The organism is Pseudoalteromonas rubra, assembly GCF_000238295.3.
Classification (GTDB): Bacteria; Pseudomonadota; Gammaproteobacteria; order Enterobacterales; family Alteromonadaceae; genus Pseudoalteromonas; species Pseudoalteromonas rubra.
Genome location: NZ_AHCD03000035.1, coordinates 1,291,429 through 1,298,796, shown reverse-complemented (window position 1 = coordinate 1,298,796; position 7,368 = coordinate 1,291,429). Strand labels below are relative to the sequence as shown.

The window sequence follows — 7,368 nt, the reverse complement described above, 5'->3', positions numbered from 1 at the left end:
GCCCGAATAGGGTTGAGGTCAACATAGGCCATGCAGGCGGCAAGGGCAGCTTCATCGAGCAATGCTTGGGACTTGAATCGGCCTTCCCAGAACCGACCTGTACAGCCATCTTCTTTATTGGCTCGGCGGGCAATGTCTTCGTTGAGTACGCGCATAAACCAGCTGATGCTTGCAAGTCTTTCGCGGTATTTGTCGATAATATCGTCGAGCATAATGCGTTCTGACGGGGTGAGTTCGTTACCTTCCACGAATTTGTGTGTCAGCCAGTTTCCCTTAAACAACTTGTGCCATCGGATAGCGATTGCTTTGTCAGATAGTCGATTGGCTTTTGTGTCATCAACATACATAACAATGTGAGTATGGTTGCTCATCACAGCGTAAGCACAGATATCAATGCAGAAAATACGTGCCAGCAGAAGTAGTTTTTCTTCAACCCATCTTCGGCGATGTTCATAAGATTGGCCTGTTAATGGGTCTTCGCCGCATAAAAAGGCACGTCTTACGCAGCGAGAGATGCAATGGTAGTATTTTGTGTCAACTAAACTGACCTGGCTTTTCCGTGCCGCTGGCATTTGCTTCGTCCTTATCCTTGGAGCAGATGAAAAGCATAGGCGAGGGGAGTATGACAGACAAGTTTTTGGTTGGGTGTCTGTCATTTCGTCCTTGATAGGGGGTTAAGACAAATAAACCTGAATTAAAAAGTACGGAGACATGCTTGGATACTCCCCGTTTGATAGGGGATTAAGACGAGATAGAGTGTAATACAAGCTCTGGGTTATCGTTTGGATACTCCCCGTTTAATAGGGGATTAAGACAAAAAGAATATGTGTGAATTCTCCTAAGGGCTCAAGTTTGGACGCTCCCCGTTTGATACGCTGAGAGCCGCCTGGAAGAAGCACCGCTTTTTTAGGTGTAAGCGTGAGATAACGGACGCCGATTCTGGCGAACGCGCCACTTAGCGCTTCATGGATGAATTACTTGCACATTATTGAACTGTTTAACTGCATTCCCCGCGCGAGAGGGGATTGAGACGGCTCAAAGTGATCAAACGCCAGATTTAGCAATGGCTGCGTTCCCTGCGCGAGAGGGGATTAAGACAAAACACCTACTGAGTGATGCCAACGTGACATTTGTTTGGATACTCCCCGTTTGATAGGGGATTAAGACATAACTGAAGTTGTTTTTCAGCTGATGCGCCTACGGTTTGAATACACCCCGCTTAACTATCTATTTTTGTGAACAGTTATGACCAACCATTCATCGCCATTGTGCACTTGCTGCAGAATCTACTTGCAAGCAACTCGTAAATTGCGTTGTGATTAGACTGGCAGTCTCAACCAATCACTCACTAGCCTATAAGCAGATACCGGATCAAGTCCGATATGACAGAGTTGGGGTATTTGGTTCAGTACTCAGGTTTGGCAATTGGTACTGACTGACAAACTGGACGATACTAGCGATTTATCCACTGTCCGAGCCCACGGCTGGCAAGGCCTCTGAAAGTAAGGGTTTGGATACTCCCCGTTTGATAGGCTGAGAGGCGCCCGGAAAAAGCACTGCTTTTTCAGGCTCGAAGGTGAGGTCTTGGATGGCCGAACAGGTTAGCGCTTCATGGATGAATCAATGTGCACATTACTGACCTTTTGGACGCTCCCCAGTTGGTAGGGGATTAAGAACTTAAGATCAACGATTACAGGCTTTATGGTTAACGTTTGGACACTCCCCATTTGACTATCCAGCTTTTTACACTGTGCTTGCTAACCACTCATTGTCATTCCGCACTTGATGCGGAATCTACCTTCAGATAACTCTGTTTGCGCTGACCTGTGGTTCTCGCGAAAATCCTGGGAGGTTAGCGCAAAGTCTGTTTATGGGCTCGTGTTATAAGGGCTCTAGAGTAGGCCGCTGTATTCCCCGCACGAGAGGGGATTGAGACAAAAGCTGTGTAAGCACCTTGGCACCCGTCTACGTGTTTGGATACTCCCCGTTTGATAGGCTGAGAGTCGCCCGGAAAAAGCACCGCTTTTTCAGACTCGAAGGTGAGGCCTTGGATGGCCGAACAGGTTAGCGCTTCATGGACGAATCAATGTGCACATTATTGACCTACTGGATACTCCCCGTTTGATAGGGGATTAAGACTTTTGGAAAGTTCCTCCATTTATGGAGTAACTCGGTTGGATGCTTCCCGTTTGATAGGGGATTAAGACAAGAAGCCAAAGAGGCTACGGTTGTTACCTACAGTTTGATATTCCCAGGTGTAAGCGCGAGGCAATGGACGCCGATTCTCGCGAACGCGCCACTTGGCGCTTCATGGACGAATCAATGTGCACATTATTGAACTGTTTAACTGCACCCCCGCGCGAGAGGGGATTAAGACTAAAAGTGCCACTTGGAATGGCATTTGAACAGGCTATTGGATACTCCCCGTTTGATAGGGGATTAAGACCCTTCCCATCTTCCTTGAATAGCCTGTATTCTCTGGTTGGACGCTCCCCGGTTGATAGGGGATTAAGACATACACCAAACTACTTCCATATCCAAAGAAAAAAACTGGTTGGACACTCCCCGTTTGACAGGGGATTAAGACTCATTTGAACGTGAGGCACCATCAAAAACAGCGATTCGATCTGGTGATAGCGATGATTTAGCTTTGGGTTAGTGCATTTTTTGAGGGAGCTGCTGTTTGCTGACCAGGTATACCGGCGCGCGGCCGGTATGTGTGGTTTTGGCAGATATGTAAGTGTGTGGATATTGTTGGTTAATAACGCGCCTTGGTTTCTATTCGGATCCGATAATGATGGAGGGGGATGCGATAGAAGCTACCCTGGGTACGCTTTTCTGAGGTTTCGCCGCCGCTATCGGTATTTGGGTGTGGCAGAATGATATTAACCAGTGTCATTGGCAGCTGGCGTTGCAGTATGGTTTTTAAATCGTTTCTGCGACTGTCGAACATGGAGAGTGTCATGCCCTTGTTTACTAAATCATTCAGCGTTTTGTGGGTAAAGTGTTTGCAGACGGCGTCATTTTGAGTGAGTGCGTTTACTTTGTTGGCACGTGACATGCTGTCACGATAGTCTGTGTCGGTGACAAACAATGCCAGTGCTTTCAAAAAGTTGTCAGCCAGTTTTTGCGGCAGCTCTGGATCTGCTTTGATATTGACCGCTGAGGGGCGTTTTATCTCGCTTTGTTCTCCCTGACGTGCACACATCAGTAAGAAGACGTATTCCATCAGGTTGTCACTAAAGTCGACTTCAAAATCATTGATCATTAAACACGCATCGTTGAAGTGTGCATAAAGCGTCAGGTTGATGCTGTCCGGATTAGTGGCCAGTTGTACCTGAGCTACCAGATCGGCATAGTCCATATCATTAAACAGCTGGATCTGCGCAGGCGAGAACAGGCTGCGCAGGCTGACGAACGGGATTTCCGAGAGGGTGACTTGTGCATCCCGGCAGTCGAACTGCTCGCCATTGCGGTTTTCAATCAGTTTTGATGCGCTGGTGGGAAAGTAAAAGTCGGGCAGGTATTCGTATTGTTCTGACACCAGTACATGGCTGAGCCGGTCAAAGGGGCGGCCAAAAATACTCATAGCGTAGCCCAGATAAAAGGTCATGGTTTTACGTCCGCCTGCAATAGAGGTATGCAGCCGGGTGTCCGGATCGCTGCACAGCTTCGCGACTTCTTTAACAATAAAATTGGCCAGTGCCTGCTGGTCGGCTTCGCTACGGGTGTCGTCCATCGCCTGCTTATCCGCATCCGATACGGCCAGTATGTTGTCTTCAGTCAGGTAAACCGGGGGTTTACCAAGTTCGTCACATAACTGTTTAAGCTGGCCCGGCGTGCCATCTGGCTGTGGGGTGAGCAGGCCCTTGATAGCGGCCTGTTTTCCCTTTTTGGTGGTGATGATCACAATCTTGTGTGGCCAGTCGAGCTGGCTTTGCGCTATCCCGTACAGGGTTTCAGTGATCACCTGGGGTGCCAGTCCGGTAACGGCCAGCAGTGTGGTACTGGTTGGATGCGTCATGGTGTTTCCTTCTCTTGTGTTTGCCTGGTGGCATTGCATATCCCTCATTTGGCGTAATACGTCATTACAATATCAGGGGCATTAATCTCCTTTTAACGGAGCTGGCAAAGTATCACCATCTGCCTGCGTCATGGCAACGCTGTGCAGGGGCTAAGCGAGTATCCGCCATCCGATTGGGGTTTGCAATGGCCCTCCTAGGCGTCGATTTGTTTAAACGTAACCTGGTAGTTCTGTGTCACACCCTGGTTGTTAAAGTACTGGATATGACATTGGTTGTGTAACGTGGCCAGACAGGCGCCCATGCTCGCGGGTACCTGGCCCGCAGTGTTATCAATACAGATTGCGCGCTCCGATATGCCAAGTGCCTGCAAGCGGTTGATCTGGTGTTCAATCTCAGTGTAATAACTGGCAATGGAGTCTTTATCTAAGCGCCCTCTGGCGACTTCAACCTGACAGTGTTCGCGGTCCACATAGTGCTGTAACAGCTCCGCCAACAGTTCGGCATGAGGTGTCTTACCATCCTGGCTGAAGTGCAGTTGTTCTGAGCAGATCAGCACCACATGACGGAGTGTCGGGTGGTGTGCCAGTATTGCGCGCAGGGCCTGCTGCCAGTTAAAGGGGGCTCTGATCCCGTGTTGGGTTTTAAACCGGGTTATGGCCTCAATGTCATTTGCCAGGTTTGAGGTCAGTGTTAAGGGTTCTGCACCGTCCGGATGTGACAGCTCGCACTGCCTGGCATTAAACGTCAGCCGGTATCCGCCGCCCAGAGGCGAAGCGGTGAGGATCAACGCCTCGCACCTTGGCAGGGCATGGGTTCTGTTCAGGTGGCGCACTTTGACAAAACTGAACCCCAGATAGGCGCTCAGGGCCGAGCTTATCAGTAAGATGATCAGGCTCACTATACTGGCCTGATTGTCGAATGCCGTTGTGGTGTCTGGGTTGGTCAGTTGCTGATACAAAAAGTAGCTCTGATCGCCCAGCCAGGCGATGCAGATCAGCGAGATCATGGCAAACGCAAAGGCGATTAAACGTCGCACTGATAGCGATTGCAGGCAAAAGCGCTGTACGTTCTGGGATAGCGTTCTTAGTGTCTGCCGGATCTTGAGTAGGTGTTTTTGATACCAGAATGAGTAAGGATCGCAGACCCGATATAGCTGCACCCGGGCGGCAAACCGTTCCAGTTCTTTGGCACTGAGTTCCTGACCACGTAAATGTTCCGGCAGGTCCAGTGTTAAGTGGTAATACTCGGCGCCTCTGAGGTTAATTTGAGCAACCAGGTGCACGGGCAACGTACCGTAGACTTTGTCACCCGCTACCAGCATATCCGGCACCAGGTGGGTCAGAAAATGGTCGATGGACAGGTGCTGCTCTGCCCAGGCAATTGCCCCGGCATGACGGCTGACAAAGTAATTCATAGCAAACTCCTAAGACTGGGTGACAATGCGTGATAAAGACAGAGGCACTTTGTATAGCCGGTGATGACCTTGTTTGGCACAGTGTGTGATGGCAATTTGCTCGCTAATTTGTTTACCAAAACCACATAAAAAGCTGCGCTTTATCCGCGATTTACGCTCCGAAAAAAAGTTGGCATCCATGCCAAAGCCAGTGTCGTGACAAAACGTTTTGGCTCTCAATTCAGCTTCCACTTCATCTGCCCTGAGCCAGTCAACCAGGGTTCGGTATTGCGCAATAAATGTATTGGCATACTCTGGATCGGGCTGATTGCGAACGGGTGCCCGCACGCTCCCCTGTTGCTGCCTTTGCTGTTTGATAAACCAAATATAAAAGGTCAGATCTATGGGTCTTAGCCGGGTGATGAGGTCACCGAGCCGGACGCTGTGCGCCTGGGGGATAAGTTCTAACGGATGTTCATTTTTGACTGTGTTCAGGCTTTCAACCACGTCCTGATAACTCGTCTGCTGGTCTAACAAAGCGGCCGGCAGTTCATCGCGCATACGAACAAACGGTATGGTGACTAAAGCGGGGGCCGGGTCGCCCGTATTGCCCGGCAATATATGACTGAGCGTGTCACCAAGGCGGGCAAACAGGCTCATGGCATAACCCATAAAAAAGGTCAGCGTTTTGCGTGCGCCGCTCAGAGAAGCGTGTACCTGCTGGCTTGCTATGGTGCATTCGCTTTGAATAGCACGGGTGATGAAATCGGCCATAGCATCATGCTGAGCTGCGGTGGTGGGCTCACTCATTGCCTGTCCGTGTTCGTCGCTGATCACTTGTATGTCAGCCAGGTCAAATTCAACCGGGCCAAGTTGCAGTTGGTCAGCCAGTGCACCATCGGATGCGGCTTCGTGAAGGGCATGATAGCCTCGCAGGGTGGTGATCACTTTTAGCGTGTCTATGTGTTGTCCTCGGTGTCTGAGTGCACTGAGTGTTTGCGCGATCAGCTTAATGTTGGTATCGGCGACAACCAGCAGTAGTTGTTTCATATCAAATCTCCTGTTTGATGTTTTTGTGCTGCAAAACATTGCGGAGCAAACGTTATTATTGTTGTGAAATAAGCCGCACTACATGGAGTCAGCGTACGGCTTAGGGACATAAACTCTTGGTTTATTTGGTTATCAGAGTAGTCCTGAGATAGAGTTAGCTAACCCTTCAATAAGCTTGGGGCGGGCTTCGTCAAATTCCAGGTTCATTTTGTTCGCAGTTGAGATCACGCGGGTCTGATATTTTTTGCGATCGGTCACCTCATTGGAGGTCACCGCTTTGTAGCCTGAATTACCTTGTTTGAGCTTCGCCTGGTTATTTTCCTGTACAGCCACGCCCTGTTTGGCGCGCTCAGAGACCTGCAAATCGGTGACTATGTTGTAATACACATCCTCCACCATGGCATCGGCGACAAAGCCTGCGGTGGCGCCCAAAAGACTGGCCGTAGCTTGCCCACTTCCACTGCCAAATTGCGCCCCCACCATGGCACCTGCCAACGCGCCGCCGTATCCTTGTGCAAGGATCCCTCGGGACTCATCTGCCGTGGTTCTGCCCGCTTTTAAAATATTGGCCTGGATCCAGAAGTGGGCTTTATCGGGATCTGAGACAATTTTGTAGCCCTTACTGCTGATGGCGCTGCGCACTTCTTCAGCAATACTGAGCTGTTGCTTATCTGAGGTATTGCGCAGCTGTAAAAAGACGGTGCGTTTGTCACTGCCGACCGGGTCGAGAAATATCGAGTCGCTCATTTTGGTTTCAACTCGCAGGTCGCGTTTTTTTACCGCCGTTTGCATGGCTGAGCAGGCCGCCAGCTGGGACAGTACCAGTAAAGTAAAGACATAAGTAAGTACACGAGGCACACTAAAATTAGGTGATGTGTTTAAGGTTTCCATGATTCCCTC

At 49.8% G+C, this 7,368-nt stretch carries 5 protein-coding genes; all 5 read right to left on the bottom strand.

The features are described 5' to 3' along the window. A partial coding sequence (locus PRUB_RS16995) for a transposase (protein ID WP_479687549.1) occupies positions 1-572 on the bottom strand: 572 nt, incomplete at its 3' end. Between the two features lie 2,186 nt (positions 573-2,758). Continuing rightward, positions 2,759-4,024 carry a CRISPR-associated ring nuclease Csm6 gene (csm6, locus tag PRUB_RS16990; protein WP_010382657.1) on the bottom strand — a complete coding sequence of 422 codons (1,266 nt, stop codon included), beginning with the start codon at positions 4,022-4,024 and terminating at the stop codon, positions 2,759-2,761. 194 nt (positions 4,025-4,218) lie between these two features. Continuing rightward, on the bottom strand, positions 4,219-5,439 hold the full coding sequence (gene csx16, locus PRUB_RS16985; RefSeq protein WP_010382656.1) for a CRISPR-associated protein Csx16: 1,221 nt from the start codon (positions 5,437-5,439) through the stop codon (positions 4,219-4,221). A gap of 9 nt (positions 5,440-5,448) precedes the next feature. Further along, on the bottom strand, positions 5,449-6,468 hold the full coding sequence (csm6, locus tag PRUB_RS16980; RefSeq protein ID WP_010382655.1) for a CRISPR-associated ring nuclease Csm6: 1,020 nt from the start codon (positions 6,466-6,468) through the stop codon (positions 5,449-5,451). Between the two features lie 132 nt (positions 6,469-6,600). Next, positions 6,601-7,359 carry a complement resistance protein TraT gene (locus PRUB_RS16975; RefSeq protein ID WP_010382654.1) on the bottom strand — a complete coding sequence of 253 codons (759 nt, stop codon included), beginning with the start codon at positions 7,357-7,359 and terminating at the stop codon, positions 6,601-6,603. Positions 7,360-7,368: the final 9 nt, after the last annotated feature.